We start from the raw sequence: 1,371 nt of genomic DNA, 5'->3' as shown, positions 1-1,371 counted from the left end.
CCACCCCGGGAGCGCTGCGCCGCCCCCCGCCGTCGCCCGGACAGCACACCGCCGAGGTCGCCCGCGACTGGCGGCTGCCCCGACCCGATCCGACCGAAGGGCCCCGACCGTGACCACCGACGCCTATGTCTACGACGCCATCCGCACCCCACGCGGGCGCGGCAAGGCCAACGGCTCGCTCCACGGCACCAAGCCCGTGGACCTGGTCACCGGACTGATCGGCGAGCTGCTGCGCCGCTTCCCCGGCCTCGACCCGGCGGCCGTCGACGACGTGGTGCTCGGCGTGGTCAGCCCCGTCGGCGACCAGGGATCCGACATCGCCCGGATCGCCGCGCTGGCCGCCGGACTGCCGCACACCGTGGCCGGCGTCCAGGAGAACCGCTTCTGCGCCTCCGGGCTCGAAGCCGTCAACCTGGCCGCCGCCAAGGTCCGTTCCGGCTGGGAGGACCTAGTAATGGCCGGCGGCGTGGAGTCGATGTCCCGGGTGCCGATCGGCTCCGACGGCGGCGCCTGGTTCCTCGACCCGGAGACGAGCCGGGCCACCGGCTACGTCCCCCAGGGCGTCGGCGCCGACCTGATCGCCACCATCGAGGGCTTCGGCCGGCGGGACGTCGACGCGTACGCCGCCGAGTCGCAGGCCAGAGCCGCCGCCGCCTGGAAGGACGGCCGCTTCGACCGCTCCGTGGTCCCCGTCGTCGACCGCTCGGGTATCCCGGTGCTGGAGCGCGACGAGCACCTCAGGCCAGGCACCACCGCCGACAGCCTGGCCGCGCTCACCCCGTCGTTCGCCGCCCTCGGCGAGGCCGGCGGCTTCGACGCCCTCGCGCTGCGCACGTACCACTGGCTGGAGCGCATCGACCACGTCCACCACGCGGGCAACTCCTCCGGCATCGTGGACGGCGCGGCGCTCACCCTGATCGGCAGCCGCGCGGCCGGCGAGCGGTTCGCCATGACGCCACGCGCCCGGATCGTCTCCGCCGCGGTCTCCGGCGCCGACCCCACCATCATGCTCACCGGCCCGGCCCCCGCCACCCGCAAGGCGCTGGCCAAGGCCGGGCTCACCATGGACGACATCGACCTGATCGAGATCAACGAGGCCTTCGCCGCCGTGGTGCTGCGCTTCATGCGCGAGTTCGACCTCGGCCCCGACCGGGTCAACGTCAACGGCGGCGCCATCGCCATGGGGCACCCGCTGGGCGCCACCGGCGCCATGATCCTCGGCACCCTCGTCGACGAGCTGGAGCGGCGCGAGCTGCGCCGCGGCCTGGTCACCCTGTGCGTCGGCGGTGGCATGGGCATCGCCACCGTCGTCGAACGTGTCTGAAACCGGCCGCCCCGCCCGCGACCACGCCCGCCACCGTCATCCGAGAC

Annotated in this window: 1 protein-coding gene; it reads left to right on the top strand. The window is 74.5% G+C overall.

Translation table 11 applies throughout. From position 1 onward, the window contains the following. Positions 1-109: 109 nt before the first annotated feature. The gene (locus E1283_RS36230; protein WP_132822396.1) at positions 110-1,324 is read left to right on the top strand and encodes an acetyl-CoA C-acetyltransferase; all 1,215 of its coding nucleotides are present in this window, start codon (positions 110-112) and stop codon (positions 1,322-1,324) included. Positions 1,325-1,371 lie beyond the last annotated feature (47 nt).

The organism is Streptomyces hainanensis (genome assembly GCF_004348415.1).
Taxonomy (GTDB): domain Bacteria; phylum Actinomycetota; class Actinomycetes; order Streptomycetales; family Streptomycetaceae; genus Streptomyces; species Streptomyces hainanensis.
Note: the sequence above shows the minus strand (reverse complement) of the source record. Positions and strands in the feature narration are given on the sequence as shown.